Below are 25,938 nucleotides of genomic sequence, written 5' to 3'. Positions count from 1 at the left end.
TGCGCATAGGTTATGTTTTTCATCGGCCGCGGACTTGGAGAATTCGGCTGTGATTGCCGCCTCGTCATGTGTCGCAAACTGCCTGATTGTTTTGTGATTTTTGGATAAACTATATGGCCGGCGCATTTCAGATTTTGGCTCATACACCGGTCTATGTGTGGTTCCTGCTTGCCTATCTTGTCTGGCAGGGGGTGGCCGCGACAAGGACGAGAAAACGTCCGCTTTGGCGGCTTCTGACGGTCCCGTTTATCTTCACGGTGCTGGGCATCTGGCCACTGATCGGAAGCTTGGCACTGGACATCAAGCTGGTCGCCATCTGGCTCGGTGCAATCCTCCTTTTCGCGTTGCCGGGCATCGTTACCGGCCCCTGGGTGATCGCTCGGGACGCATCACGCCGTAACGTGACGATCTCGGGAAGCATCGTGCCTCTCGTCAGGAACCTGACACTGTTCGCGTTGCATTATGCGCTTGCTGTCGCGCTTGCACTCAACCCTGATGGGGCTCAAATCCTTACCATGGCAGGCTTTGCGCTATCCGGAGGCTCGATCGGTTATTTTGCCGGCTGGGCGTTCGCATTGCGCCGGCACCTGCTTGATATCCCCATTACAAGGCATTCAGCTTAGCCCTGCGAACCGGGTGCCATGCCGCTCCGGCATCGAAGTGGGGCGAAACCGCAGCCTCTTGAACCCTGACGTTCCTGGGCGACGGGCCCTGCTTCCCAAGGTTACGAGCCTCTGGTTGGCCATGCGGCAAGTGCCTGTTCGGCAACCGCTTCCAGCGTCTCGCGGCTGAACCCGGCTTTGGCCTGTACAGCCATGCCGTGAAGTACGGCCATCAGATACGCCGCCAGCGCATCGGGTTTGGCCGTCTCGGGCAGGTCGCCTTCCGCCTTTGCCCGCTCCAGGCGCTCGCGAAACAGCGCTTCGCCGCGCGCGCGCACCTCGATCAGCATTTGCCGCACGGGTTCGGCACCATCCGACCCGGCCAGCAGGCCGGTGATGTTGAAACAGCCCGTATGCTTGGGATATCGCGTGTTGAGATCGATCGCATTGTACAGCATGTGAGCGGCGACTTCCCGCGACGTCGGTTTCTGAAGCGCATCCGGGATGTAGTCGAGATACCGTTCGTAATAGCGGTCGAGCGCTTGGGCAAACAGCGCTTCCTTGTTGCCGAAGGCGGAATAAAGGGCAGGCCTCTCAACGCCTGCCGCCTCTGTAAGGTCGCTATACGATGTTCCCTCGTAACCCTTGCTCCAGAAGACGCACAGGATCGCATCCAGCGCCTTCTCCACGTCAAATTCGCGATGTCGTCCCATTCGATCAACTCAACCACATTTCGTAACGACCGTTATTAAACAGCTTGACGCCTGAGGTCAAATTTCATACCGATCGTTATAGTAATGGCCATTACGTAAATCAGCCAGGCGTCTCCCGACATTCGGAAACGCCTTCGTTTTTATGGAAAGGTTACCCATGTCGAAGACATTGAAGGGCAAGGTTGCCCTCGTTACGGGCGGTTCTCGCGGCCTTGGCGCGGCAATAGCGCAAGCGCTGGCGGACGAGGGTGCTGACGTTGCGATCAGTTACGTCGCCTCTGCGGAAAAGGCGGAGGCTGTGGTCGAGAAACTGAAGTCGAAGGGCGTCCGCGCGCTTGCGATCCAAAGCGACCAGGCGGATATGGCAGCCGCCAAGCCGCTGGTGGACAAGGTCATCGCACATTTCGGCAAGCTCGATATCCTCGTCAACAACGCGGCGATTGCAGTTCAGGGCAAGACGGTTGACGATCCCGCCCTCGATACGGTCAATCTCGATCGCCAGTGGCAGATCAACGTCTTGGGATCGGTTGCCGCGACTCGCGCCGCAGCGCCGGTTCTGACCGATGGTGGGCGGATCATCTTCATCGGTTCGCTATTTGGCACCCGCATACCGGTTTCGGGTGTTGCCGACTATGCAGGCAGCAAGTCGGCGCTTCTCGGTTATGCCAAGGGCGTCGCGCGCGATCTGGGCAGGCGCAACATCACCGTCAATGTGGTTCAGCCCGGCGTCATGCCCACCGACATGGCCAAGGGCGCTCTGGGCGACGAGGTGCCGGAAGCGCTGCTGGACATGCATCCGATCCGTCGTATTGCGACGCTTGAGGAAGTCTCGGCGCTCGTCACGCATCTTGCCGGCCCGAACGGCGGCTACATGACCGGCGGTATATTCGATATCGCGGGTGGCTTCGCGATCTGACGGGAAAGCCCGCAATACTGGCAGGCATTCGAGAGAGCGCCTGCCACCCCACCTTAATCTCGCCACAGGGTTGATATCATTGCATTCCGACCTGCAGCCGCCTGTCGTCGAAAGAAAATTGAGTGCCCGAAATACCGTCATCCGCGCGCGTGAAGCGGCGCGTCGTCCTGCATTTTCCCGGATTTGAACCGCTTGACGCGGAAAGGCACCGGACCCGCTATGAAAGGGCGATGCAGAGGACTGCGGAACTCTGGGGGCTTGATGCAGATGTCGGCACTTTGCAGCAAGAGGACGGGCGAGCCTATTTCGACATCGAAACCAGCCGCCCGGAAGATGCCTGGCGAACATCGAGCCGTTTCTTCGTCTTCGATCACGGCGCGATCGTCGATCATCTGGGCGCGCGTCCGCTGGTCACCCGTCTGGCACAAGGTTTCCGCAGTGCTGCAGCCGTTGTCATCGAAGGCGGTGCCTTCGGTTATTTCCGCCATGCCTGGCGTTTCGGCCTGTTCTTCATCTTCCCGTTTCTTCTGGTCGGCCTCGGCATGGGGATCAGCCTTGCGCTGGCGACTTATCCGCTCTGGCTGGGCCTCGGCCTGTGGCAGCTCCCGCTCGGTATCGCCCCTGGCTACCTCTTTTTCGCAAAGTTGTTCATTCCCTGGTCGGACCGGTTCCACACCCTGCATTTGTTTTCCGATTGGGAGATGGCAGTTGCCGTGTCCCGCCTCGACAACGCCATCGTCAACGACTGGATAGAGGCCTCCACCCAAGCGGCAAGACAGGCCTTCGAGTTGCCGGCCGATGAATATGTCATCAGCTCCCACAGCATGGGTTCCAGCATGGCGGCCCAGACGATCGGCCTTCTGCTTGAGCGGGAACCAGAGCTGTTCGCCGGCAAGCGTGTGGTCTTCGTAACCCTTGGCGGCGCCACGCTTCAATGTGCGCTGCTGCGCTCGGCAAGCGTCCTTCGTGCCCGTGTCGGCTTAATCGCCGGTGCAAAAAATGTCACCTGGCTCGAAGTCCAGTGCCTGACCGATGTCATCAGCTTCTACAAATCCTCGGTCACCGCTCTGACCGGCCACCCGGATGCGCCTCAGCCGCGTCTGGTTTTCCTGAGGATCAAGAACATGCTGTTCGCCGATCGTTACAAGAGGATCAAGCTGGATTTCCTCAGGGTGCATCGCCAATATGTGCTGGCGTCGGATCGGCGCTCGAACTTCGATTTCGGCCTGATGACCGCCGGGCCGCTTGCGGCCGTAACCTTCAGGCGATTCTCCGGAGAATGGGGTCAGGACGCTGAGCTGGACTACCCGCAAGGAGCCGTGAACGGAGAGCTGCATTAACAAAATAGCGGCGTTTCCTCAAAGTTTTTCCGAAATAATTCAGCAGCTTCAGCATTTGGTAACCAGATTGGGTAACCATAACAGTCGATAAATTCGTTTTATGTATAGCGTAGCGAGTGTGATATGGCTGCTGTTCTTCCGCTGTCTGACCTGAAGCATCAGGTCCGTCCCGACGCATGGGTTAACTCCATCATCAAGGGTGATTGCGTTGCAGCCTTGGAAGCGCTCCCGGATCATTCGGTCGACGCGATCTTCGCTGACCCGCCGTATAACCTCCAGCTCGGCGGCACGCTGCACCGCCCGGATCATTCGGTCGTCGATGCCGTCGATGACGAATGGGACCAGTTCGCCTCGTTTGAAATGTACGACGCCTTCACCCGCGCCTGGCTGCTCGCCTGCCGCCGCGTGCTGAAGCCGGCCGGCACGATCTGGGTGATCGGCTCCTACCACAACATTTTCCGCGTCGGCTCGATCATGCAGGACCTGAATTTCTGGCTGCTGAACGATATCGTCTGGCGCAAGGTCAACCCGATGCCGAACTTCAAGGGCCGCCGGTTCCAGAACGCCCATGAAACGATGATCTGGGCCAGCCGCGACGCCAAGGCCAAGGGCTACACCTTCAATTACGATGCGTTGAAAGCCTCGAACGACGACGTGCAGATGCGCTCCGACTGGCTGTTCCCGATCTGCTCGGGCGGCGAACGCCTGAAGGGTGAGGACGGTAAGAAGGTGCATCCGACCCAGAAGCCGGAAGCGCTGCTCGCCCGTGTCATCATGGCTTCGACCAAGCCGGGTGATGTCATCCTCGACCCGTTCTTCGGTTCCGGCACGACCGGTGCCGTCGCAAAGCGCCTCGGCCGCAACTTCGTCGGTATCGAGCGCGAACAGAATTATATCGACGCAGCGTCTGCCCGTATCGAAGCGGTAGAGCCCCTCGGTAAGGCGGAACTGACCGTCATGACCGGCAAGAAGGCCGAGCCGCGCGTTGCCTTCAACGTGTTGATCGAAGCCGGTCTGCTAAAGCCCGGCCAGGTGCTGACCGATGCCAAGCGCCGCCACAGCGCGATCATCCGCGCCGATGGAACCCTGGCATCCGGCGGTGATGCCGGCTCGATCCACCGGCTCGGCGCAAAGGTACAGGGCTTTGATGCCTGCAACGGATGGACCTTCTGGCACTTCGACGACGGCCAGTCCTTGCGTCCCATTGATGAACTTCGCGTCGTCATCCGCAACGATCTCGCCAAGCTGGACTGAACCACCAGTCCTTAGCCCCAACCTGGCCGAGATCTGAGAGTTCCTCTTTCGGTTTTGTACCTCTAGTCCTGAAAGAGGATAATGGCGTCCGGGTGGCTGTACCCGGACGCCATATTCATTTGTCGTTTCAGAAGAAGCGGGTCCGGCGAAGCCGGACGCGGTCGGCCAGAAGAGCGCAGTAGCTGGCCAAGTAGACGCCCTTCTCGGTCACGCTGATCCGCAATGATCCATCGGCCTCGAATGTCTCCGTGGTCGTATCCACCACGGCTCCATCCACATAAATGATCTCGACTTTGAGGCTTCTGCCGGTCCGGGCAAGTTTGACAGACTTGCGCAGCCCGTCCTCCATGTCGAAGGCGTAGTTTCGGGTAAAGTCTTCTTCGGACGTCTCCAAAGTCTGGGCAAGGTTTTCGGGATAAGGCATCAGGGCGGCGTCGCTATGAGCTGGCACATGGCTTTCCGGTCACCTGTTGCTAAGGTGAGCAGCTTAAATATGCGAAATCGACTTGCGGTTGTGACTGCGGCAACTAATCTGGATTGCAGTCATAGTCTGCGATTGGGAAAATCACCCGCAGACTAGTAAAAATATTTTCACCTGTAAACTGACTTCTACTCAGGGTTTTGGATGAAATGAGAATTCCACTCGAGGGGGATGTCGCGGCGAAGATAGAGGCCAAGCTGGCCAAGTTTTCGCGCGGATGGGCAAAGCTGGAACTGGATCCTCTGCGCCGCGCCACATCGTTCAAGGTTCTGGTGCTCTGCGAAATGCTGGGGGGCCGGACAAAGGCTGCCGAAGCTGTGGAACTGGCCGACAATACGTTGGACAACTACCGCCACGGCAAGAAGGATCCGACATTTGCCAAATTGGAATTAATGGCGGAAAAGGCCGGTATCGCCGCTCGTTATCTCGGGGGCGAATGGTCGTTTGAAGATGACGCGATACGCATCAGTCTCGCCGCACCGGTAACATCATCTGGTTTCGTCGCGCCGCCCGGCCTGATGGACAACCCCTCTCAGCCTTATGTCCACGGCTATGACGAGATCAGGCCATCGACGACTGCGGCAGCAACAGCGATCGAGAACTACTGGGCGAGATTGGGTCTCGATCCGGACACCGTCACCACATTGCTGGCTGAGGGAGACAGCATGCTCCCGACGATCGCCGACCAGTCGCCGGTCTTCGTCGATACCGGAGACCGTGATCTTGCCGATGGTGGCATCTATGCATTGCGGATCGACAATCGCCTGATCATCCGCCGTGTGCAGCGTCTGGTCGGGGGAGGGCTGCAGCTTCTAGCCGACAACAATGCCGCCTATCCGCCGCAAGAACTCGGTGAGACTGCATCGGCCGAACTCGAAGTCATCGGTCGCGTGCGCAGCACAGCCATCGCCTGCTGACGATAGCTGCGCCAAGCCGGGTTACTTAGACATCGATGCCGTGAGCGATGAGATCCTGCTTCAGCTTCTCCGCGCCGGTAAACTGCACGGCTTTCCAGCCTGCAGCGCGTGCGCCTTCGACATTCACCATCGTATCGTCGATGAAGATCGAGTTTTCGGGGGTGAGGCCGAAATCCTTCGCATGCCGCTCGTAGATCGCCACATCCGGCTTGATCAGGCCGATCTCACCCGAGACGGTGATACCGCGCGTCGCATTGAGGAATGGATACATCCTGCGCGCCTCGACAAACGTGTCGGCCGCAAAATTCGTCAGCATCGTCACGTCATGGCCCTTGTCGATCAGCCCGAGCATGATGGCGACGCTGTCGTCATAGGAATGCGAGACCATTTCGGGCCAGTATTTGCGGAATGCGCGGATATGCTCTTCCCGCTCGGGATATTGGGCAATCAGCAGAGCTTCTGCGTCTTCCCACTTGCGGCCGCGGTCCTGCTCCAGGTTCCAGTCATGGGTGCAGACATTCTGGAAAAACCATTTCCGCTCTTCGGCATCGGGAATGATGCGCGAAAACGGCAGGTTGGGATCGTAGTGAATGAGAACCTTGCCGATATCGAAGACGATGTGGTCGATCTTGTCTGCCATGATGTTTCCTGCGGTCAGTGTTTTGCAAAGGCTGTCGGAATAGCCTGAGTGATTACCTTTTTCATGACAGTCGGCAAAGCCTCGTCATCGAGCTTTTCGACACCCACCCACCAGCCTGTCGGCTCTTTACCGGCAGGAACCCGCGTGCGGAAAACCGAAAGCCTCAGTTCGAAATGGGTGAAGACGTGGGTAATGGCGCCGCACGGATGCCAATCCGAGTCGAAGGGTGCATGGTCGATGTCGGTTCCGCCGTCGATCCGCGCTGTCCATGCGGTGGTCGGCACTTCCGTCATTCCGCCGAGCAGGCCGGTTTCGATGCGCCGTCTCAGCAAGATCTCGCCATTCTCTGTCACGGCGACGAAGGCAGCGCCGACGCGGACCGGCTTTTCCTTTTTCGCTGCCTTGACCGGAAAACGCTCCGGCTCGTGTTCCGCCAGCGCCAGACAGTCATCGCGGAAGGGACAGAGCGCGCAGGCAGGGCGCTTCGGCGTGCAGATCGTGGCCCCCAGGTCCATCATCGCCTGGGCGAAATCGCCGGGCCGGTCGGTCGGCGTCAGTTCGCGCACCCTGGCTTTCATCTCGGGCTTGGAGCCGGGTAGTGGCGCATCGATCGCATAGAGGCGCGAAATCACCCGCTCGACATTACCGTCCATGACGGCCGACGGCCGGTTGAAGGCGATGGCGGCGACAGCTGCGGACGTGTAGTCCCCGATACCGGGAAGCGCGCGCAGTCCCTCTTCGGTATCAGGGAATATGCCGTAATGGTCGTTGGCTACCGCTTCGGCGCATTTCTTCAGGTTGCGGGCGCGGGCGTAATATCCGAGCCCCGCCCAGGCGGCCATCACGTCCTCCGAAGGCGCTGCCGCCAGATCGGTTACCTTGGGCCAGCGCTCCAGGAATTTTGTAAAATAGGGTTTGACCGCCTGAACGGTCGTCTGCTGCAACATCACTTCCGACAGCCAGACATGATAGGGATCGGCCCGTTTCCCGGCCGTCGCCGCCGACGGGCTGACGCGCCACGGCAGTTCCCGATGATGGCGGTCATACCAGGAAAGCAGCTTATGTGCATGGGTGAGCGTGGGTATCGGGGATAACGTATCGAGCATCGTTTGCCGTTTTAGGGGTGTGTGCCCTATACTTGGAAGATGAATGCGCCGGCATCAAGGACGGCTCAAGCCTGTGGGGCCGGTTATCCAGCGATGAATTATCCATCCAAGAAGACGCCATTTATCCGCAAGGGTGCAAACCAGATCGCCGAGATCGCCAACGGCATCATCGATCCGGTGCTGGCCAAGCGGGCCGGCATCTCGACGGCGCTTCTCGGTTCCTGGGATGAAATCGCCGGCGAAGAATTCGCCGATTGCACCCGGCCGGAAAAGATCACCTGGGCCCGCAATGACGGTTACCGGGACGATGGTTATACGCCCGGCGTGCTGACGATTGCCTGCGAGGGCGCACGTGCGCTGTTTCTCACCCACGCCCAGGGCGAACTGATCGGCCGTATCAACAGCTTCTTCGGTTTTCCGGCCGTGCGCCAGATCCGCATCGTCCAGAAACCGGTCTCGCCGCAACTCAAGCATCCGCGGACGCCGCGCCCCTTGAAGGGCGCGCCGGCCCGCAAGCTGCACGACATGATGGAAGGCATCGAAAGCGAGGCGCTGCGCAAGGCGGTCGAGCGTTTGGGCACCGCAGTGATGCAGCAAAAGCGCACACGTTGAGGTGAAGCCGGGCTTAAGCCCAGGTTTTCCCAGCTTTCGTCACAATTCTTTGAAGTAAGTTACCTATCGGCAACTTGCCGAGGATTGAGCGCCGGGATACGGAGGTTCCAATCTTTTCTTATTTGCTCTCAAACGGGTGTCCTATGCTTTTGAACGATATGACCATGACCAGGCGCGCGCTTCTCGGCGGTGTTGCCGTCACAGCGCTCGCTCTTGCCCTTCCGCTCGGCGTTACCGATGCTCTCGCTCAGGAAAAGCCGGAATCGCAGGGCGATGTCGACATGGCTGCAGCGCTGAAGCCCGGCACCCTGCCGGAAATGGCGCTCGGCAGTGCCGATGCCCCGATCAAGGTCATCGAATACATGTCGATGACCTGCCCGCATTGCGCAAACTTCCACAACGTCACCTTCGACCCGATCAAGACGAAGTATATCGATAGCGGCAAGGTGCAGTTCATCATCCGCGAATTCCCGTTCGATCCGGTCGCAACCGCCGCCTTCATGCTGGCACGCAGCAACCCGCAGAAGCCGGAAGAGCTGGCAACGCCGGAACAGTATTTCGCGATGGTCTCCATGCTGTTCAAGCAGCAGCGCGCCTGGGCGGCTCCAGCCGACAAGGATGTCCGCAACGCGTTGATGCAGACGGTCAAGATTGCCGGTTACACACAGCAGACTTTCGAAGCCTGCTTGACGAACCAGAAGCTTCTCGATGAAATCAATGCTTCTGTGAAGCGTGGCGCGGATGAATTCGCCGTCAACTCCACGCCGACCTTCCTGATTAACGGGAAGAAGTATTCTGGGGACATGTCGGTTGAATCCATGTCGGCGCTTTTCGACAGCATCTGATAACGCTCTCTCCATCGGGAGAGTGAGGGGCGCAGCATGAAGTTCAACAAGCTGCGCCTCGTCGGTTTCAAGTCCTTTGTCGAACCGACCGAATTTTTCATCGAGCGCGGCCTGACCGGAGTGGTCGGGCCGAACGGCTGCGGCAAGTCCAATCTTGTCGAAGCGCTGCGCTGGGTGATGGGCGAAAATTCCTACAAGAACATGCGCGCGTCCGGCATGGACGACGTCATCTTCTCCGGCTCCGGCAATCGACCGGCCCGTAATACCGCCGAAGTCGGCCTCTACCTCGACAATTCCGATCGTACCGCACCGGCAGCTTTTAACGATGCCGACGAGATCCAGGTCACCCGCCGGATCGAGCGCGAAAATGGCTCCGTCTATCGCATCAACGGCAAGGAAAGCCGTGCCAAGGATGTACAGCTGCTTTTCGCCGATGCCTCGACCGGCGCACGTTCGCCCTCCATGGTCGGGCAGGGCAGGATCGGCGAACTGATCAACGCCAAGCCGCAGGCTCGCCGGCAATTGCTGGAAGAGGCCGCAGGGATTTCCGGCCTGCATTCGCGCCGCCACGAGGCGGAACTTCGCCTGCGCGCCGCCGAAACCAATCTCGAGCGTCTCGAAGATGTCGTCGTCCAGCTGGAAAGCCAGATCGAAAGCCTGAAACGTCAGGCCCGCCAGGCAAACCGCTTCAAGTCGCTGTCGGCCGATATCCGCGCCCGCGAGGCGATGCTTCTGCATATCCGCTGGGTCGAGGCCGAGCAGGCTGAACTGGAAGCCCAGACCGCGCTCAACCAGATCACCGTCACGGTTGCCGAAAAGGCTCAAAGGCAGATGGAAGCGGCCAAGGATCAGGCCGTCGCCAGCCTCAAACTGCCGGAGCTGCGCGAGGAGGAGGCGAAAGCCGGTGCCGCCCTGCAGCGCCTGCAGATCGCCCGCAGCCAGCTGGAAGAAGAAGCAGGACGGCTGCTCAAGCGTCGCGACGAACTGACCCGGCGCCTGGCGCAACTGGCCGAAGACATTCGCCGCGAGGAACAGCTCGCCGCCGACAATACGTCTTTCCTTGAAAAACTGGACGAGGAAGAAGCCGAGCTGAACGACATGCTGGCGGATAGTGGTGCCGAAAGCGCCGATCTCGGCGAAGCATTCGAGGCGGCAGGCGCAGCCCTTACTGAGAGCGAGCAACTGCTGGCGACGATCACCGGTGAGCGCGCCGAAGCCGCCGCCGGTCGCAACCAGCTCGAACGTCTGATCCGTGATCTTTCAGAACGTCGTCAGCGCCTCGATCGCCAGCGGCAGGATGCGGTGGCCGAACTCGATGCCGTTTCCGAACGGCTCGGCGCACTTGATGACCCGGAGGAAAAGGCGGAACTGGTCGAAGCCGCCGAGATGGCGCTGGAGGATGCTACTGCCGCTGCCGAAGAGGCAGAAGCCGCACTCAACTCCACCCGCTCTGCGGAAGTCTCCGCCCGCCGTCCGGTGGAGGATGCCAAGACCAAGGTCAACGGGCTGGAAACGGAAGCCCGCACGATCAGGAAGATGCTCGCTGCCGGCGCCGCCTCAGGCGACTACGTGCCGGTTGCCGAAATGATCCATGTCGAGCGCGGTTACGAGGCGGCACTTGGTGCAGCTCTCGGGGACGATCTCGAAAGCCCGGTCGATGACGCGGCCCCCAGTTATTGGTCGGTGACCGGTGACAGCTCCGGCGATCCGCGCCTGCCGGATGGCGTCGAGCCGCTGTCGGCCCGTGTTACGGCCCCGCCGGAACTTACCCGCGCATTGGCGCAGATCGGGATCGCCTCTGCCGGTAACGCGCAGAGCCTGATGGCATCGCTGAAGCCCGGCCAGCGGCTTGTGACCAAAGAGGGTGCTGTCTATCGCTGGGATGGCCATGTCACCGGATCGGAAGCGCCCGGAGCGGCTGCACTGCGCCTGTCGCAGAAGAACCGCCTTTCCGAACTCGAAGCCGAGATCGACGAAGCCCGGGATGTTCTGGCCGAATGCGAAAGCCTGCTCGCGGATGCCGTCGCCGAGATCGCAACGAGCGAGCGGCTGCTTGCCGATGCTCGCGACCGGGTGCGGCTTGCTACACGTCAGGTTGCCGATGCCCGTGAGGCGCTGGCCGCTGCGGAGCGCGCCTCAGGCGATCTCATGCGTCGCCGCGATGTGGTCACCGAGGCGCTCAATCAGGTCGATACGCAAATTGAAGATGTCGATGTTCAGGGCGAAAACGCCCGTATCGAACTCGAAAATGCCCCGGACCTGTCTGATCTCGACAATCGCCTGCGTGACCAGCAGGCCGCTGTTGCAACCGATCGTGGCCGGCTGGCCGAAGCGCGTGCCCGCTATGAAGGCCTGAGCCGGGAACTCGAAGCCCGCAAGCGCCGTATCGCTGCCATCGCCCAGGAACGCTCATCCTGGAAGGCCCGCGCCGATAGCGCCGCCGCCCATATCGACAGCCTGCGCGAGCGCGAGGAAGAGGCGCGCGACGAGATCGTCGAGCTGGAAGCCGCGCCCGAAGAGGTCGACGATCGTCGCCGCAGCCTGATGTCCGAACTGCAAAAGGCGGAGGCTGCGCGAAAACTCGCAGCTGACGAACTGGTCATTGCTGAAACTCGCCAGCGCGAAGCGGACCAGCGTGCCGCAACCGCTCTTTCTGAGCTTGCCGATGTGCGCGAAAAACGCGGGCGTGCCGAGGAGCGACTGGTTTCCGCAGCCGAAAGGCGCCACGAGAGCGAACAGCGTATTCGCGAGGCCTTGAATGTCTCGCCGCCGGAAGTCCTGCGCCTCACCGGGCTGCAGCCGGGCCAGCCTGTTCCGGATATTCGCGCCATCGAACGCGAGGTCGACCGCCTGAAAATGGAGCGCGAGCGGCTCGGCGCCGTCAATCTGCGTGCCGACGAGGAGCAGAAGGAACTTTCCGACAAGCTTGCGACGCTCATCCGCGAGCGAGACGACGTGGTCGACGCGATCCGTAAGCTGCGTGGTGCGATCCAGAGCCTCAACAAGGAAGGTCGCGAGCGCCTGATTGCCGCTTTCGATGTGGTCAACACCCAGTTTCAGCGCTTGTTCACCCACCTTTTCGGCGGCGGTACGGCAGAATTGCAGCTGATCGAATCCGAAGATCCGCTGGAAGCCGGGCTTGAAATCCTCGCCCGCCCACCCGGCAAGAAGCCGCAGACGATGACGCTTCTCTCAGGCGGCGAACAAGCATTGACGGCAATGGCGCTGATCTTCGCCGTCTTCCTTACCAATCCCGCTCCGATCTGTGTTCTGGACGAAGTGGATGCGCCGCTCGACGACCACAATGTCGAGCGCTACTGTAACCTTATGGATGAAATGGCGGCCTCGACCGAGACTCGCTTCGTCATCATCACCCATAATCCGATCACCATGGCACGCATGAACCGGCTCTTCGGCGTGACAATGGCGGAGCAGGGTGTTTCCCAGCTGGTTTCGGTCGATCTCCAGACCGCCGAGCTGCTGCGTGAGGCAAGCTAAAAAAACGAGAGTTTTTTGCGCCATAATTGATTGTAGTCACATATACGTTGTTTCACCCATATAGGGGATGCGCGGGATGTGGTATATGGCTATGCAGAATTACGGATTCGGCGGGGGCTGGGGGGCGTCTTTGGGCGCAAAGGCCATTCGGCGAATATGTACCCCCCGCGTGGGTTTCCTGTCCTACGCGGAAGGCTTTGCGGGGCCGAGTGTGATCCGGCCCCGCAAAGCTTTTATCTCTCCCGTCTTCGGGCTTACCTCCAAATTGCGCCAAATTGCCTGTTGCATAATGCTGCAGCGCACATAATCCTGCCTCCATGATTTCCCAAGCTGTTGCAAAAGCTCTGAATTTCAGAGAAAAATGCGCGGGGAGGCAGGAATGGCAAAACGGGTTTACTGGTTCGGCGGTGGTAAGGCAGAAGGCGGCGCGGTGGATATCGCATTGCTGGGCGGCAAGGGGGCACATCTCGCCGAAATGGCGAGCCTTGGCTTGCCGGTCCCTCCGGGGCTGACCATTACCTGTGACTGCTGCCACGAATTTTTCCGCAATGGCAAAAAGATCTGCGACGACCTGAAGGCTGATGTTCTGGCCGGGCTGAAAGCGGTTGAAAAGGAAACCGGTCGCATCTTCGGCGGCAGCGAAAGGCCACTGCTTCTTTCCGTCCGTTCCGGATCGCGCGCCTCCATGCCCGGCATGCTGGATACGGTCCTCAATCTTGGCCTCAACGACGAAACGGTGCAGGCGCTCGGCCATGATGCCGGCGACGCCCGTTTTGCCTGGGACAGCTATCGCCGCTTCATCCAGATGTATGCCGATGTCGTCATGGGCCTCGACAACGAAATCTTCGAAGAGGTGCTGGAAGACGAGAAGGGCCGCCTCGGTCGCCAGCACGATACCGATCTGTCGGCCGTCGAATGGCAGCACATCGTCACGCTCTACAAGCGCCTGATCGAGGACGAACTGGACGAGAGTTTTCCGCAGGACCCGCATGTCCAGCTCTGGAAGGCGATCGCAGCGGTTTTCTCCAGCTGGCACAACGCCCGCGCCGTGACCTACCGCACGCTCCATCGCATCCCCGAAACCTGGGGCACGGCCGTCAACGTCCAGGCCATGGTCTTCGGCAATCTTGGTTCGACTTCCGCCACCGGCGTTGCGTTTACCCGCAACCCGTCCACCGGCGAAAAGGCCCTGTACGGCGAGTTTCTAGCCAATGCGCAAGGCGAGGATGTCGTCGCCGGTATCCGCACGCCCCAGTCGATCACCGAGGAAGGCAGGCTTGCATCGGGCTCTGAAAAGCCGTCGATGGAAAAGCTGATGCCCGAGGCGTTTCAGGAATTCCGCGGCATCTGCGATCGTCTCGAACAGCATTATCAGGATCTTCAGGACGTAGAGTTCACCGTCGAGCGCGGAAAACTCTGGATGCTGCAGACGCGTACGGGAAAGCGTACGACCAAGGCCGCCATGCGGGTTGCCGTGGAAATGGTCGAGGAGGGGCTGATCTCGGAAGAACAGGCGGTCTGTCGTATCGACCCGCCGTCGCTGGATCAGCTTCTGCATCCGACCATCGATCCACGCGTCCCCCGTCACCAGATCGGCTCTGGCCTTCCCGCCTCGCCGGGGGCGGCGACCGGCGAGATCGTTTTCACCGCTGAACAGGCGGTCGCGGCGGAAGCCGAAGGAAAACGTGTCGTGCTCGTGCGCATCGAGACCAGCCCGGAAGACATTCACGGCATGCATGCGGCAGAAGCGATCCTGACGACACGCGGCGGCATGACCAGCCATGCGGCGGTCGTTGCGCGCGGCATGGGTATCCCCTGCGTCGTCGGCGCGGGCTCGATGCGGGTCGATCTGCGCAACGAAACCCTGACCGGAGCCGGCGGCGTGACGCTCAGAAAAGGTGATATCGTTACCGTTGACGGTTCATCAGGTCAGATCCTCAAGGGTCGCGTCGCCATGCAGCAGCCGGAACTCTCCGGTGACTTCGGAAAGCTGATGGCCTGGGCCGACAGGGCGCGCCGGATGCAGGTCCGCACCAATGCCGACACCCCTCAGGATGCGCGCTCGGCGCGCTCCTTCGGGGCGGAAGGTATCGGTCTTTGCCGCACCGAGCACATGTTCTTCGAAGGTGACCGCATCCACGCGATGCGCGAGATGATCCTTGCAGAAGACGAGGCAGCGCGCCGTGCTGCTCTGGCAAAGCTCTTGCCGCTGCAACGTTCGGATTTCACCGAGCTTTTCACCATCATGCACGGCCTGCCGGTGACCATCCGCCTGCTCGACCCGCCGCTGCATGAATTCCTGCCCAAGACGGAAGCCGAGATCGACGATGTCGCCCGTGCCATGGGCATGTCTCCCGACTTTCTTGCCCGCCGCATCGATGCGATCCACGAATTCAACCCGATGCTCGGCCATCGCGGTTGTCGCCTTGCGATCTCCTATCCCGAGATTGCCGAAATGCAGGCGCGCGCCATTTTCGAGGCCGCAACCGAGGCGGCAAAGGCAACCGGCGAGCCGGTGGAGCTGGAGATACTGGTACCGCTGGTCAGCCTCCGGGCAGAGCTCGATTACGTCAAGGGCGTCATCGATGCCGTTGCCCGCGATGTCTGGAAAGAGACCGGCATGGAGATCGGTTATCTGGCCGGCACGATGATCGAGCTGCCGCGCGCCGCGATCCGCGCCCATGTGATTGCCGAAACCGCCGAGTTCTTCTCCTTCGGTACCAACGACCTGACCCAGACCACATTCGGCATGTCGCGCGATGACGCGGCAACCTTCATCCCGACCTATCAGCGAAAAGGGATCATCGAGCACGACCCCTTCGTCTCACTGGATTTCGATGGCGTCGGCGAACTGATCCAGATCGCCGCCGAGCGCGGGCGAAAGACCAAGCCCGATCTCAAGATGGGCATCTGCGGCGAACATGGCGGCGATCCGGCATCGATCCATTTCTGCGAAAATGCCGATCTCGACTATGTGTCCTGCTCGCCCTTCCGGGTGCCGGTAGCGCGCCTCGCGGCAGCCCAGGCCGCTATCGCCAAGCGCAACGCCTGACCCTTCAGTGGGGAAGGGCGCTGAGGATGGCGTGAGCTTGGCCGCTCATGTTAGTATGCCCCCGGGGGAAAACCGGGGGGGGCGGATGCCGAATCTCGATCATGTCAACATCCACACCCGCGATGCGGCTGTGATGATCGATTTTTTGACGACGCTTCTCGGCGTGGAGGAGGGGTATCGCCCACCTTTCGGCATGCCGGGCCACTGGCTCTATCTCGAAGGCCATCCGGCCATCCATCTGAACGTCGTGGAGCGCGAAAACGATTTTCCGCAAGGCATGCTCAACCACGCAGCCTTCGCCTTTTTCGATCGGGACGATGCGATCAGCCGGGCAAAGGCCACCGGTTATCGTCTCGAACACGATGAGATACCCGGTGCAGGTATCGGCCAGATATTCGTCTATGGCCCGGAAGGGATCAGGATAGAGTTGCAGTACAGGCAGTAGCGGGTCTTACGGCCTGTGCACGATCACGCGCCGTTCGACCACGATCGGCGGGCGCCAGAACATCTGGTCGTTGCGTTCCATCATCGAGCGGGTCTGTGCGCGTCGGTCGAGTTCCAGATCGAGCAGGCATTGCGCCATGGCATCCGTTTTGGCGCGAAAACCGTAGCCTGCGCATGTGCGCTCGTCGGCCGCTCGCCGCTCCTCCGGCGTCATTGTCTGGCATGAGGCCAGAATGAGAAGCAGTGCCGAGGGAATGAGAATTCGGGAAAGGCGCATGGTCATGCTCCATCAGGTCGTACGGACGAGCCGCGAACAGGTATGTAGAGCATTCGACGATAAAATGCGCGGGGCATGAAAAAAATCGAGGTGGAAAAACCGGCTGCGGAAGGCGTCGGCAGTGGCCCACGATGCTTTGAGATTCCATTCTTGCGACACCTGTCCTACACAGTCTTGATTGTTTCGTCCGGAGCTTGCGCCGCAAAATGACTGTCCGTTTCGTCCGGCCCGTTTCCCAATCCGCCTATCTTGGTCGGCGGTTGGCTTTGTCGGCATTGCTGCTGTTCGTGATTGTGGCTCTTGCCCATCGTTTCGGCCCGTTGAGCGAACCGGATTTCCTGGCGCTTCTGTTCCTGTCCGCAGCAATCGCAGCCGTGTCCCTGCCGCTTTCGCTCGTTGGCCTTGTCCGCTTATGGCAGGTCGGGGCCGATGGTGGCGTCGCGGCCACGAAGGGACTGATCTATGCGGCATTGCCGCTTGGGACAGTCATTTATGGGGCCGTGCAATATTATACCAAGCCGGCAATCTACGACATTTCCACCGATCTGGCTGATCCGCCGGCTTTTATCTCCGAATTGCATTTCGCCCAGCGCTGGCTTCCCAGACCCCCGGTGCCTGAGGCATGCGAGCGGCGTGCCCAGTTCGCAGCTTACCCGGGTTTGATCGGCAGGCGGTATGAGGGTGCGCTTGACCGTGTTTATGATGGAGTCCGCAAGGCATCCCTGTCCGCCAGAATTGCGATTGCAAAGACCGACGGGCTTTCGCTGGTCGAGCCTGACCGGACCGAGCGAAGCGCGCCGAAGGATGATCAGGCGCCGGTCCCGGATATCGCGCCAGTGCCTTTGCCACGGCCCGAACCATCGCTGGACGGCGCTGTCGGCAATCCGACCGAGGTCGTGTTGCAGGGTGCGACCCGCACATTGATCGCCGGATTGCGTTTCGATGTGGTTATCCGTTTGCGCGAGGATGCCGAAACGACCTTTGTCGATATCCGTGTCGTCTCTCGCTACGGGCCGCATGATCTCGGTTTCGGTGCGGAGATCGCCGAGGATTTTCTCGACCGCCTCGACGCCGAACTGCTCGGGCTATCTGGCGGCTAGAGCAATTCCAGCAAAAGTGGGAACCGGTTTTGCGTCCGGAATTGCGTTAAAACAACGCGATAGAGCCGTTTCGCGTTTCGAAGAAAGGCGGAAATGCTCTAAAGTCGCAACCGGATTGCGTAAGCAAAGCGACAGGCAATTCTGTCAGGCCGGCCGATAAATCCCGTGCAGCGAGGGTGGCCCATCGGTTGCTACTCGACCTTTTTCAAGAAGGTCTTCGATATGGGCAAGAACCGAAAGCGCTGCCGCGCCATGCAGCTTGGGATCGGTCTTCACGTAGATGGCCTTGACCATGTCGGCGATCAGTCTGTCGCCCGCCAGAATGCGTTCCATCACGGCTCGTTCCCGCATCCGCCGATGGGTCCGCAAGCCCCGCAGGAATGAAGCAGGCTCGCGCACCGGGCCACCATGGCCGGGAAAATAGATCCGGTCCTTGCGGGCTAGCAGCTTTTCGACAGAGGCCATGAAATCGGCCATGAATCCGTCCGGCGGCGCAACGATCGTTGTCGCCCAGGCCATCACGTGATCGGCCGAAAACACGATGCCGGTATCCTCCAGTGCGAAGACGGAATGGTTCGCCGTATGGCCGGGCGTGTGAATGGCCGAAAGCGCCCATCCATCGCCTTCGATCACCTGCCCATCGGCAATCGCGATATCCGGCAGGAAATCCGTATCGGCGCTTTCCGAAAAAGGATTGATCTCCCCTTCATGCAATGGCCGCGCCGCGCGATGTGCACCTTCTGCTACCGTCAATGCACCCGTGGCGTCCTTCAAGCGCGCTGCCAGCGGCGAATGATCTCTGTGCGTATGGCTGACGAAGATATGGCTGACTTCCCGACCATCGATGGCCCGCATCAGCGCATCGAAATGCGCTTCGTTGTCGGGGCCGGGATCGATGACGGCCAGCGAGGATTTGCCGACGATATAACTGTTGGTGCCGTAAAAAGTGAAGGGGGAGGGATTGTTGACGGTCAGTCGCTGAACGTCCTGCGCAATCGGAACGGCATGGCCGTAGTCCGGTGAGAATTCGGTGTCGAAATCGATATCGCTTGCCATGCCTTGCGTCTTGCTAGCCTTTTCCTTCGCCATATCCCGCTTTATTCCAAAAACTATCGCAAGGAAAATAGCCGGATGAACGAAGATAGCCGTTGAGGGCGGGATAAAGCTTTGCTAGAGGAAGCGCCTGCCGTGCGGCATCTTCATGCGGTCACGGAAGTGTTGGGGCGTCGCCAAGCGGTAAGGCACCGGTTTTTGGTACCGGCATTCCCAGGTTCGAATCCTGGCGCCCCAGCCATATTTCAGCAAAATGTGTTGGTGACCGAGGAATCCATCCGCCGAATCTGTCGCAGCACGCGATAGGGCATGCTGGCCTTGGTAACGATATAACGGGGCGATGTCTTGCCGCCGAAGCCGGAGAACAGCAGGATCGAGCCCGCGTTGACGATCCCGTCGAAATCGAAGACACGGCCCATAGCCGCCGCAGACTGGATCGCGTTCCAGAGCAGAAGCGGTACGACGCCGTTGCCGGCATCCGGTGCGCGGGTCGACATCAGGTAATAATAAGTGCTGTTGTCGAAGACACAGAAAATCGCCGCCTTCGGCCTGCCGGTTGCGCTCTCTCGTGCGACCCAGATGTGGCCGCGTCCGCGACTCACCGCCTGGATCGCGACTTCCTTGCAAACGCCGAAATCGATATTGGCCTGCAGGCTCTTTTCTTCGAGATGTGCCGCAGAAAGGTGGAAGAAGGCTTCCGGATCCGAACTTTCGTGAACGTCGAAATTCTCCGCGGCCCGGCGGATGACATTGCGTGTCTTGTCGCGCATCGCCTTCCAGATCACGGCGTCCGGGTAGGGCTCTATTTCGAAAGTGAACTGAACCTGGACATTGTAGCCCTGTGCCTGAAAGGGCAGGGCGTCACATACGCCGCGATGCATCTTCTGACGAAAGGATGAAAGCGGCGGGAGTTTGCGGATAAGTTCCTGCGTGATCGAATGGCGTTTGACATAGCGATTGGCTTCGCTGCCGCCGCCGTCATCGATGCCGGGGCCGAGAAAATGCGTCAGCGTCGGCATGTTGCTGCTTGTCAGGCCGTATCGGGAATTGACCATATAGGGAAGGCGCCCGACCGTTCGTCCGCCATCGGTCACCTCGACGAAATCGACCCGCCCGCGTGTGGCAGCTTCCAGCCACCATTGTTCGTGGAATATTGTCGGCGTCAGCTTGTTGAACGCCATCTCTGCTGCCGCTTTTAACTGGCCCTGTTGGTCAATACTCTTGCTACGCGTGATCATCGAACCTAGCCTCAGTACTATAGATTCTGAACTATGCCTGCTGAGCGGGTATCTGTCGGAGTTATTTGCATTGTATTTGCAGCGTCATGTTAAACGAAAATTAATTAATGTGAATAAGAGCATTCATATTTATTGATTCAAGTTTAATTGCTGCGCTGCAAATAAAATCGGTCGCGCGGCAAAGTAAAAATATTAATTCGATGAATCAATAGCTTGCCGACTGGCCTGTAGCGGCTGTCGGCGAGGTTTCGTCGGAGGAAATGTAGATCGCTTCGGGTTCTAGGCCTGCTGCTCAAGCGAAAAGGCACAGTTTGTGGGGGCAGGTGAGTGAAACCTGCCGCGTCCTTGCTTCAGAGCGGGATAGGGTGGTCGCCGAAAAATATGGATCAGACAGCCTGACGCGTCGCGCCGATGAATTTCGGTTTTGCCATGGCGGACCGGTAGACCGCCGTCGTTTCCAGGGCGACGCGTTCTATGGTCAGGTTGTCGATGCGAATCTGGCTCTTTTCCTGCCATTCGCGAAGAGTGGCGGGATCGGCAAGGAGGTTGGCAAGGGCTGCGGCCAGCATCTCCGGTGCCGATGGAGGCACGAGTATGCCGGCTTCGCCGAATTCCAGCAACTGCGGAATCCCGTCGACCTTTGTCCCAATGATGGCGCAGCGCGCCTCGCGCGCCTCGGAAATCACCAGAGGTGCAGGATCGGCAAGCGACGGCAGGACGAATATGTCGGCCGCCAGCATGTAAGGATAGGGATCGTCGAGCGAGCCGACGAAGGTGATTGCGTCACCGCAGCCCGTCTGCCTCGCCAGTTCCCGGTATTCTTCGCCCATAGGGCCGCTGCCGACGATGAAAAGCCGCGCTGCGGGATATGTGGCGTGAACAATCTTGAACGCCTGTATGAGGTCCACGACCCCCTTGCGCGGGTGTAACCCGCCAACGAATAGGATGCTCGGATGCGCAAGATCGGCAGGAGCCGCTTGCCTGTTGGCAAAACGTGCAGTGCCGATCGTGCCGTTGAGCACGACATGCAGCTTTTTCGCCGAAATTCCGCGCTGCTGCATGGAGCGACTGACGGATTCGCTGACGGCGATCACCCGGGTGCCGAGCCCCATCAGGATGGCGCTTTTTTCAAATTCATTGTGAACGGTGGTGACCAGCGGAATCCCGGACAGCTTGCAGACCGGATAGGCCAATACGGCGCTCGTCATCATATGCGCATGGATTACGTCAGGTTTCCACTCGTTGACATGACGTTTCAATGTCGCGACCGAGCGGACGACCGTCAGCAGTCTCCGTTCGTGATCGACGATGCGGGTTGCTACATGGTTGCTTGCCAGCAGCTCGTCGAAATCGCCGCCGCCGCTGGCGATGCACACCTCGTGACCGAGCCTTCTTTGCTCGCATGCGAGATCGACTGCTGCATGGACATGTCCGTTCAGCCGGTAGGTGTGGTTAAGAAGATGCATGATACGCATGTTTGATTACTATCCGCTTTTACATGGAATAAGCTCAAGTCTCTTGTCGTGCCGTTCCCGACGGTCCGGATTATCTGCGGGTTCCGGGTGACGGTAGCCCAAAGCCCGTTCCGCTTCCAATGTCGAAACTCTGGCTGTAGGTTGATAGTTGAATGCGCCGTGGCGTCCGAAGGACTCGATCCCGAACTGTCTCAGTCGATCGATTTGCCGGGCAGCTTCCGCCGGCGCGCCGTGCGTATAGATCGGATAGGCGTTTTTAAGAACCTGGCCGCCCTCCAGCTTCAGGTCGCCGTTAAATATGGCGTTGTTGGCAACATGCGCCCTGAATTCCGCTTCGGCAAGTTCAATGCTGGTGATCGTGTCGTTGCTGACGACCTCGACAGCGAAATATTCGCGGCCGTCATTGCGGCCATAGAAATCGGAATAGATCGTCAGCCGCTTCCATGCTGCTTCATAGGAGAAGTTGTAAAGGATGGATTGGGTGAACCCGCGATCGCCCGAGAAGCTGAAATAGAGACTGATAAGCGTGATTGTCTCCAGCGACTTTTCCTGTTCCAGCCCGCAAAGTCGAAGCATGATGTTGATCGGCATGGTCGAGATCACTCGCGCAGCCGCTATTGTCTTGCCTTGTGCTGGCGTTACGATGAACTGTTCAACGTCCTTGGCCACCTTGGATATCGGCGTGCCAAGCCTGAAGGTGACCCCGTTTTCGATGAGGCCTTTCTTGGCTGGCTCGTAAAGGACCGCATAGCCTTCCTTCGGTCTTGCCAGCTGCTTGTTCTTTAGATGCGGCAATTTCCTCTGGCGCATTTTCCGGAGCAAGCCTCGCAGCGACGAGTGCTCCTTGATCCACATCATGCGCTTTTCGGCCAGTTCCAGGTCGATATGTTCGGGTGGAACGCCGTAAAAGCGCGCCATATAGTTTTCCAGCCCCGAACGCTTGAGGAGGTAGCCGCCGATCCAGAACCTGGCGAAATCCTTGGCGTTGCGCAGCCGACGGCGCCAGATCCGCGCATGGATGATGGAGAGGACAATTCGGCAGATGCCAACCGGCCCGGCGCCAAGGATGTCATCGACGATCGAAATCGGGTAGCGCGTAATCTGCCTCTGAGGATTGAGCCTTCCCCAAGTCGGATGGACATGAACGTAATGTTCGAGCAGTTCCGGAAAATGCTTGAGGAGTGGAGAGCCATCCTGAAAGATCAGGCTGCCGATGTCGAAGGTGAAGCCATTGGCCGACCAGTCGATGTGGTTCCCGCCAATGTGTTGATATTCGTCGATAATCGCAATGCGCGCGCTGTTTTGTCGAAGGAGTACCGATGCAGCAACGAGGCCGGTTATGCCCGCGCCCAGGATGATTGCATCATAGACGTCAGCCTCAGATGCCGTTTCCGGCTGCAACTTGTAAGAATCAAGCATCGATTCTCCCTCATAGTTGGCTAGGAGGCTAACAATACTTTCAATAAATATCACATACATCAAATCCGCACTATAATTACTGGCGTGTCAATGCAGGAAATGCACAATAAGTTTGGATTTAATAATTCATAATTCACGACGTATTTCGAGATATCTTTGATTTCAGTATAGATTATCGCCTGTTTGTGTGTATCGTTGATTTAGTCGAAAGGTCTGTTTGCGCTCTTTATCGGCATTGTCGGCATTTATCGATCGGAAATGCTCAGCTTCGGCTAGGTTGAATTCGCGTTTATGACGTCCTCTGTGCCGGTTCGTCACGTCGGACGGAAGGACGTTTTCCAGATAAGTGAGCCTTATTCTCGAAGGCTTGCTGACGGTCTCTTTTGTTTGAGGGTTGGGTCGTCCATGCTTGCATTTGCCACGCTAAGAGGCGCATCCTGGCTGATCTTCTCGCGCCTGTTCGGCCGCGTTGTCGACTTTGTCAATCTTCTCATCCTGGCGCGCCTGCTCGTGCCTGCCGATTTCGGCGTCACTGCTTTGGCCATGGCGCTGGTGCTGATTATCGACAGTATATTGGAGGTGCCGGTTACCCAGGCGCTCGTGCGCCTTCCCACGATAGACAAGCAGCATCTGGATACGGGCTTCACGCTTGCCGTTCTGCGAGGCATCGCTGTTGCCGCACTCACAATCGGCTGCGCGTGGCCATATTCCTGGATCAATGGTGATCCGGAACTGGTACCCGTTGTCTGTATTCTGGCGATCGGCACGGTGGTCAAGGGGCTCTACAGTCCGGCAATGGTCTACTTCGCCCGCAATATCGATTTCCGTCCGACCTTTATTGCCGAGACGACCAGTAAGGTCTGCGGCCTGATCGCCGCTATCGTCATCGTTTATACGGAGGGCGGTTATTGGGCGCTGGTCGCCAACTATGTCGTCGCGGCAAGCGTCACGACAATGATGTCATATGTTTTTGCTCGCTATCGCCCCGCTTTCTCTCTTCGGCGTCTTGGCGATTTTGCCGGCTTCATGGGTTGGTTCACCGCCTCGCAGGTCGTGTCTGCACTGAATTGGCAATATGACCGGCTGATGATCGGCGCCTATGTTCCGAAAGCTTTGCTCGGCCGCTATACGGTGGCGAATGACGTTTCGTTGATACCGACGCAAAGCTTTATCGGCCCGGCTTTGCAGCCTCTGATGTCTGCATTTTCGAAGATGAGTTCGGACCGGGCAAGGGTCGGCCAGGCATTTCTGAAGGCAATCCGTATCGCCATGCTGATCTGCGTGCCTGCCACGCTCGGCATCGCTCTGACCGCGGATCTGGTCACTAATCTTCTGCTCGGGCCGAAATGGGCTGAGGCTGCGCCTTATCTGGCCTTGCTGTCCATCTCCATGCTGCCGGTGCCCTATTTTCAGACGCTGATTTCTCTTAGTCTTGCCCTTGATCGTCCAGATCTTCTGTTTCGGATAAATCTGATCGATTTCATCCTCCGCACGATCGCTGTCACGACCGGTTTCTATTTCTTTTCGATCGAGGGCGTTATCTACGCAAGGCTTCTGATGGCCGCCGTAATGGGGGCCTATTACGTGTTTCAGCTGCGGCAGCTCCTCAATCTCGGGTTCCGGCGGCAGATCCGGAATCTGTGGAAGGTTGCGGTGGCCGGCGCCGTGATGGTCGTTGCCGTCTATTGGTTGCGAATGCAGTTCGCCGGTCTGGAAATCCCCGATTTCCTTGAGATGGTCCTGATTGCAGGTTTCGGCGCGGCAGCTTACGGCGTAACGCTGCTGGCTCTGGGCTTGAGGCTTAAGCTCGGCGGTGGCCGCTTTGAGCTGTTTGACGCACGCTGACGTCGTCACGTGCTCAAGGGCAAGGCTTCCGGCTCTGGCGTCTGATGGGTGTCTGGCTGCCAAAGCAGTCGCAGCGGAAGCGGGATGGCCATCAATATCTGTCGGATGATGGATAACCTGACCCAATTGTCTGGATGATATTTTTATTACTGTCGAGTTCTTCTTTAAAGCTTAACAATAAATAAAAACTCTTGCTCGCTCCGTTAATTTATGTTTTGCTTGGGTCATCACGTGAAATTGCCAGCATTCGAGTATCCTTAGTATTTCAATGTGAGATCCATTCGCGGCTCTCACAGAGCGGGTGGCGTGTTTTACTATGAAAGCTGTAATTTTGGCGGGAGGTCTTGGAACAAGACTTTCCGAGGAGACGTCGACTGTACCAAAGCCTTTGGTTGAGATAGGCGGACAGCCAATTCTCTGGCACATCATGAAGATATACGCCGCTCATGGCGTGAAAGACTTCATCGTGTGCTGCGGTTACAAGGGACATCTGATCAAGAAGTTCTTTGAAGACCTGCGTATGCGTGGATCGAGCGTGACTTTCGATCTTGCAACATCGGAAGTTACCTATCTCGACCCGCCTTGCGAAGATTGGCGCGTCACGTTGGCGGATACGGGCGCAGATACGATGACCGGCGGCAGGCTTGCCCGGGTTCGGCATCTTCTCGGCAACGAGCCGTTTTTCATGACCTATGGCGATGGCGTCGGTGACATAGACCTGACCGCGCTTCTGAAATTCCACAAGGACCACGGCAAAAGCGCAACCGTGACTGCCGTGCAGCCGGTCGGCCGGTTCGGTGCCATGTATCTGGAAGACGAGGATCCGCGCGTCCAGTCCTTCAATGAGAAGCCAGAGAATGGCGGGACCTGGATCAGCGGCGGTTTCTTCGTCCTCAACCCGTCCGTGCTCGGGCTGATCGAAGGCGATGAGGTGATGTGGGAGAGAGGTCCCATGGACGAGTTGGCCAAGCAGGGCGAGCTTATGGCTTATCGCCATCGTGGCTTCTGGCACCCGATGGATACGCTGCGGGATAAGACGGTGCTTAACGAGATGTGGGCATCCCGTTCGGCTGAGTGGAAAGTCTGGTAGCCGCAGGCTTGAGGAGGCGTC

22 protein-coding genes and 1 tRNA gene are annotated in these 25,938 nt (G+C 58.9%); 14 read left to right on the top strand and 9 right to left on the bottom strand.

Translation table 11 applies throughout. The annotated features are described in order from the left end of the window. Nucleotides 1-113: 113 nt before the first annotated feature. Complete coding sequence (locus GGE33_RS10420; protein ID WP_183822929.1) at nucleotides 114-623, top strand: DUF6622 family protein; 510 nt, start codon at nucleotides 114-116, stop codon at nucleotides 621-623. A gap of 101 nt (nucleotides 624-724) precedes the next feature. Here GGE33_RS10420 and GGE33_RS10415 read toward each other — a convergent pair whose 3' ends face one another. Further along, nucleotides 725-1,315, bottom strand: coding sequence for a TetR/AcrR family transcriptional regulator (locus GGE33_RS10415; protein ID WP_183822927.1), 591 nt, complete (start codon nucleotides 1,313-1,315; stop codon nucleotides 725-727). 157 nt (nucleotides 1,316-1,472) lie between these two features. Here GGE33_RS10415 and GGE33_RS10410 point away from each other — a divergent pair, with 157 nt between their 5' ends. The 3 genes from GGE33_RS10410 to GGE33_RS10400 all read left to right on the top strand — a co-directional run bounded on the left by GGE33_RS10410 (nucleotide 1,473) and on the right by GGE33_RS10400 (nucleotide 4,825). Beyond that, nucleotides 1,473-2,231 (top strand): SDR family NAD(P)-dependent oxidoreductase, encoded by a 759-nt coding sequence (locus GGE33_RS10410; protein ID WP_183822925.1) that lies wholly within the window; start codon nucleotides 1,473-1,475, stop codon nucleotides 2,229-2,231. A gap of 230 nt (nucleotides 2,232-2,461) precedes the next feature. Next, a complete protein-coding gene (locus GGE33_RS10405; RefSeq protein ID WP_246435935.1) occupies nucleotides 2,462-3,571 on the top strand; it encodes a hypothetical protein in 1,110 nt (369 codons plus the stop codon). A 123-nt stretch (nucleotides 3,572-3,694) separates the two neighbouring features. Beyond that, entirely contained in the window at nucleotides 3,695-4,825 is a 1,131-nt protein-coding gene (locus GGE33_RS10400; RefSeq protein ID WP_183822923.1) for a site-specific DNA-methyltransferase, read from the top strand. 127 nt (nucleotides 4,826-4,952) lie between these two features. Here GGE33_RS10400 and GGE33_RS10395 read toward each other — a convergent pair whose 3' ends face one another. Beyond that, nucleotides 4,953-5,276, bottom strand: coding sequence for a hypothetical protein (locus GGE33_RS10395; protein ID WP_183822921.1), 324 nt, complete (start codon nucleotides 5,274-5,276; stop codon nucleotides 4,953-4,955). A gap of 179 nt (nucleotides 5,277-5,455) precedes the next feature. Here GGE33_RS10395 and GGE33_RS10390 point away from each other — a divergent pair, with 179 nt between their 5' ends. Further along, complete coding sequence (locus GGE33_RS10390; RefSeq protein ID WP_183822919.1) at nucleotides 5,456-6,223, top strand: S24 family peptidase; 768 nt, start codon at nucleotides 5,456-5,458, stop codon at nucleotides 6,221-6,223. A gap of 25 nt (nucleotides 6,224-6,248) precedes the next feature. Here the strand turns inward: GGE33_RS10390 and GGE33_RS10385 are convergent, their stop codons facing one another. Next, on the bottom strand, nucleotides 6,249-6,863 hold the full coding sequence (locus tag GGE33_RS10385; protein WP_148144060.1) for an HAD family hydrolase: 615 nt from the start codon (nucleotides 6,861-6,863) through the stop codon (nucleotides 6,249-6,251). A gap of 14 nt (nucleotides 6,864-6,877) precedes the next feature. Next, entirely contained in the window at nucleotides 6,878-7,969 is a 1,092-nt protein-coding gene (gene mutY / locus GGE33_RS10380) for an A/G-specific adenine glycosylase (RefSeq protein ID WP_183822917.1), read from the bottom strand. Nucleotides 7,970-8,062: 93 nt separating this feature from the next. Between mutY and GGE33_RS10375 the strand changes: the two genes are divergently transcribed. The 5 genes from GGE33_RS10375 (at nucleotide 8,063) to GGE33_RS10355 (ending at nucleotide 16,421) form a co-directional block, all read left to right on the top strand. Then, nucleotides 8,063-8,581 (top strand): DUF721 domain-containing protein, encoded by a 519-nt coding sequence (locus GGE33_RS10375; protein ID WP_183822915.1) that lies wholly within the window; start codon nucleotides 8,063-8,065, stop codon nucleotides 8,579-8,581. A 143-nt stretch (nucleotides 8,582-8,724) separates the two neighbouring features. Then, complete coding sequence (locus tag GGE33_RS10370; protein ID WP_183822913.1) at nucleotides 8,725-9,426, top strand: DsbA family protein; 702 nt, start codon at nucleotides 8,725-8,727, stop codon at nucleotides 9,424-9,426. Between the two features lie 36 nt (nucleotides 9,427-9,462). Then, nucleotides 9,463-12,924, top strand: a complete 3,462-nt coding sequence (locus tag GGE33_RS10365; protein ID WP_183822912.1) for a chromosome segregation SMC family protein — start codon at nucleotides 9,463-9,465, stop codon at nucleotides 12,922-12,924. 379 nt (nucleotides 12,925-13,303) lie between these two features. Next, nucleotides 13,304-15,976, top strand: coding sequence for a pyruvate, phosphate dikinase (gene ppdK / locus GGE33_RS10360; RefSeq protein WP_183822910.1), 2,673 nt, complete (start codon nucleotides 13,304-13,306; stop codon nucleotides 15,974-15,976). 85 nt (nucleotides 15,977-16,061) lie between these two features. Beyond that, a complete protein-coding gene (locus tag GGE33_RS10355) occupies nucleotides 16,062-16,421 on the top strand; it encodes a VOC family protein (RefSeq protein ID WP_183822908.1) in 360 nt (119 codons plus the stop codon). 6 nt (nucleotides 16,422-16,427) lie between these two features. Here GGE33_RS10355 and GGE33_RS10350 read toward each other — a convergent pair whose 3' ends face one another. Further along, nucleotides 16,428-16,697: a hypothetical protein gene (locus GGE33_RS10350; protein ID WP_183822906.1), complete on the bottom strand. Its 270-nt coding sequence runs from the start codon at nucleotides 16,695-16,697 to the stop codon at nucleotides 16,428-16,430. Between the two features lie 206 nt (nucleotides 16,698-16,903). Here GGE33_RS10350 and GGE33_RS10345 point away from each other — a divergent pair, with 206 nt between their 5' ends. Continuing rightward, nucleotides 16,904-17,797 carry a DUF1499 domain-containing protein gene (locus GGE33_RS10345; protein ID WP_183822904.1) on the top strand — a complete coding sequence of 298 codons (894 nt, stop codon included), beginning with the start codon at nucleotides 16,904-16,906 and terminating at the stop codon, nucleotides 17,795-17,797. A gap of 144 nt (nucleotides 17,798-17,941) precedes the next feature. Here the strand turns inward: GGE33_RS10345 and GGE33_RS10340 are convergent, their stop codons facing one another. Next, a complete protein-coding gene (locus tag GGE33_RS10340; RefSeq protein WP_183824076.1) occupies nucleotides 17,942-18,853 on the bottom strand; it encodes an MBL fold metallo-hydrolase in 912 nt (303 codons plus the stop codon). A gap of 163 nt (nucleotides 18,854-19,016) precedes the next feature. On the opposite strand from GGE33_RS10340, the gene GGE33_RS10335 reads away from it, so the two are divergent. Beyond that, nucleotides 19,017-19,091 (top strand) — tRNA-Gln (locus GGE33_RS10335). Between the two features lie 4 nt (nucleotides 19,092-19,095). On the opposite strand, the gene GGE33_RS10330 is transcribed toward GGE33_RS10335, so the two are convergent. The 3 genes from GGE33_RS10330 to GGE33_RS10320 form a co-directional block, all read right to left on the bottom strand. Continuing rightward, nucleotides 19,096-20,088 carry a GNAT family N-acetyltransferase gene (locus GGE33_RS10330; protein ID WP_246435931.1) on the bottom strand — a complete coding sequence of 331 codons (993 nt, stop codon included), beginning with the start codon at nucleotides 20,086-20,088 and terminating at the stop codon, nucleotides 19,096-19,098. 386 nt (nucleotides 20,089-20,474) lie between these two features. Further along, nucleotides 20,475-21,563, bottom strand: a complete 1,089-nt coding sequence (locus tag GGE33_RS10325; RefSeq protein WP_148144051.1) for a glycosyltransferase family 4 protein — start codon at nucleotides 21,561-21,563, stop codon at nucleotides 20,475-20,477. Nucleotides 21,564-21,572: 9 nt separating this feature from the next. After that, on the bottom strand, nucleotides 21,573-22,982 hold the full coding sequence (locus tag GGE33_RS10320) for an NAD(P)-binding protein (RefSeq protein WP_183822902.1): 1,410 nt from the start codon (nucleotides 22,980-22,982) through the stop codon (nucleotides 21,573-21,575). A gap of 405 nt (nucleotides 22,983-23,387) precedes the next feature. Between GGE33_RS10320 and GGE33_RS10315 the strand changes: the two genes are divergently transcribed. Next, a complete protein-coding gene (locus tag GGE33_RS10315) occupies nucleotides 23,388-24,827 on the top strand; it encodes a lipopolysaccharide biosynthesis protein (RefSeq protein WP_183822900.1) in 1,440 nt (479 codons plus the stop codon). Nucleotides 24,828-25,143: 316 nt separating this feature from the next. Further along, nucleotides 25,144-25,917: a glucose-1-phosphate cytidylyltransferase gene (gene rfbF / locus GGE33_RS10310; protein WP_148144048.1), complete on the top strand. Its 774-nt coding sequence runs from the start codon at nucleotides 25,144-25,146 to the stop codon at nucleotides 25,915-25,917. The last annotated feature ends 21 nt before the right edge of the window (nucleotides 25,918-25,938 follow it).

Source organism: Aliirhizobium cellulosilyticum (assembly GCF_014198105.1).
Taxonomy (GTDB): Bacteria; Pseudomonadota; Alphaproteobacteria; order Rhizobiales; family Rhizobiaceae; genus Neorhizobium; species Neorhizobium cellulosilyticum.
This window is presented reverse-complemented; position numbering and strand designations above follow the sequence as displayed.

Excerpts from the sequence above, each read along its gene's own strand:
- GGE33_RS10420 (WP_183822929.1), top strand. The coding sequence starts at position 114 with ATGGCCGGCGCATTTCAGATTTTGGCTCATACACCGGTCTATGTGTGG.
- GGE33_RS10415 (WP_183822927.1), bottom strand. The coding sequence starts at position 1,315 with ATGGGACGACATCGCGAATTTGACGTGGAGAAGGCGCTGGATGCGATC.
- GGE33_RS10410 (WP_183822925.1), top strand. The coding sequence starts at position 1,473 with ATGTCGAAGACATTGAAGGGCAAGGTTGCCCTCGTTACGGGCGGTTCT.
- GGE33_RS10405 (WP_246435935.1), top strand. The coding sequence starts at position 2,462 with ATGCAGAGGACTGCGGAACTCTGGGGGCTTGATGCAGATGTCGGCACT.
- GGE33_RS10400 (WP_183822923.1), top strand. The coding sequence starts at position 3,695 with ATGGCTGCTGTTCTTCCGCTGTCTGACCTGAAGCATCAGGTCCGTCCC.
- GGE33_RS10390 (WP_183822919.1), top strand. The coding sequence starts at position 5,456 with ATGAGAATTCCACTCGAGGGGGATGTCGCGGCGAAGATAGAGGCCAAG.
- GGE33_RS10385 (WP_148144060.1), bottom strand. The coding sequence starts at position 6,863 with ATGGCAGACAAGATCGACCACATCGTCTTCGATATCGGCAAGGTTCTC.
- mutY (WP_183822917.1), bottom strand. The coding sequence starts at position 7,969 with ATGCTCGATACGTTATCCCCGATACCCACGCTCACCCATGCACATAAG.
- GGE33_RS10375 (WP_183822915.1), top strand. The coding sequence starts at position 8,063 with ATGAATTATCCATCCAAGAAGACGCCATTTATCCGCAAGGGTGCAAAC.
- GGE33_RS10370 (WP_183822913.1), top strand. The coding sequence starts at position 8,725 with ATGCTTTTGAACGATATGACCATGACCAGGCGCGCGCTTCTCGGCGGT.
- GGE33_RS10365 (WP_183822912.1), top strand. The coding sequence starts at position 9,463 with ATGAAGTTCAACAAGCTGCGCCTCGTCGGTTTCAAGTCCTTTGTCGAA.
- ppdK (WP_183822910.1), top strand. The coding sequence starts at position 13,304 with ATGGCAAAACGGGTTTACTGGTTCGGCGGTGGTAAGGCAGAAGGCGGC.
- GGE33_RS10355 (WP_183822908.1), top strand. The coding sequence starts at position 16,062 with ATGCCGAATCTCGATCATGTCAACATCCACACCCGCGATGCGGCTGTG.
- GGE33_RS10350 (WP_183822906.1), bottom strand. The coding sequence starts at position 16,697 with ATGCGCCTTTCCCGAATTCTCATTCCCTCGGCACTGCTTCTCATTCTG.
- GGE33_RS10345 (WP_183822904.1), top strand. The coding sequence starts at position 16,904 with ATGACTGTCCGTTTCGTCCGGCCCGTTTCCCAATCCGCCTATCTTGGT.
- GGE33_RS10340 (WP_183824076.1), bottom strand. The coding sequence starts at position 18,853 with ATGGCAAGCGATATCGATTTCGACACCGAATTCTCACCGGACTACGGC.
- GGE33_RS10330 (WP_246435931.1), bottom strand. The coding sequence starts at position 20,088 with ATGATCACGCGTAGCAAGAGTATTGACCAACAGGGCCAGTTAAAAGCG.
- GGE33_RS10325 (WP_148144051.1), bottom strand. The coding sequence starts at position 21,563 with ATGCGTATCATGCATCTTCTTAACCACACCTACCGGCTGAACGGACAT.
- GGE33_RS10320 (WP_183822902.1), bottom strand. The coding sequence starts at position 22,982 with ATGCTTGATTCTTACAAGTTGCAGCCGGAAACGGCATCTGAGGCTGAC.
- GGE33_RS10315 (WP_183822900.1), top strand. The coding sequence starts at position 23,388 with ATGCTTGCATTTGCCACGCTAAGAGGCGCATCCTGGCTGATCTTCTCG.
- rfbF (WP_148144048.1), top strand. The coding sequence starts at position 25,144 with ATGAAAGCTGTAATTTTGGCGGGAGGTCTTGGAACAAGACTTTCCGAG.